Source organism: Enterobacter sp. KBR-315C3_2022 (assembly GCF_041399425.1).
Lineage (GTDB): Bacteria > Pseudomonadota > Gammaproteobacteria > Enterobacterales > Enterobacteriaceae > Enterobacter.
Map to the genome: position 1 here is coordinate 1 of NZ_JBGKEB010000072.1, position 573 is coordinate 573.

A 573-nucleotide genomic window follows, 5' to 3' on the forward strand; every position below is an offset into this window, starting at 1 on the left:
TCATGCGTGACCTGTCCTGCCCTGATAGCTGGGACATGAACGGCGAGTACCGCAGCGAGTTCGGTGGCTTCTTCCCCGTGCAGGTGCGCTTTACGCCCCCGCACGGCAACTACCAGGTAGCGGTATGCAGTCCCGGTGCCATCAGTCCCGTATGGATGATGGTGTTCGTACCTGCCAGCGGTCGCCCGTTCTCCGTAGTGCGCACCCTGAAGGGCTACCAGCCGGAGCTTGTCGGCCACACCCTCAGCCTGACGGCGCGTCTCGATGCGGACGGCTACTCTCAGGCCAGCATCATCAGCATCCTGGCATCGGAGGGCGCGGCATGATCCCTCTACACCTCTCTCTGGTTCCCTTCAGCCCTGAGCGACGCGCCGCGATGGAGGCCATCGCTGAGGTTGAACGCAGGCGGTCACGCGGCGCGGTGTCCACGATGTATCCGTATGCCAGCGCTTTTTTCCGGCTGCTCACGGGCAGCACGCGCATCACGCTCAGGGAGATACGCCTGTTCGCGCCGGTGCTGACCGCGCAGGAGCTGCGGGGCGGCAGGGACAGCTGGCTCAGTGCCATCGATGC

General features: G+C 64.9%; 2 protein-coding genes. Both read left to right on the forward strand.

The annotated features are described in order from the left end of the window. A partial coding sequence (gene psiB, locus AB8804_RS23305; RefSeq protein ID WP_371190301.1) for a conjugation system SOS inhibitor PsiB occupies positions 1-326 on the forward strand: 326 nt, incomplete at its 5' end. Further along, a partial coding sequence (locus AB8804_RS23310; protein WP_371190302.1) for a plasmid SOS inhibition protein A occupies positions 323-573 on the forward strand: 251 nt, incomplete at its 3' end. The genes psiB and AB8804_RS23310, both read left to right, overlap by 4 nt.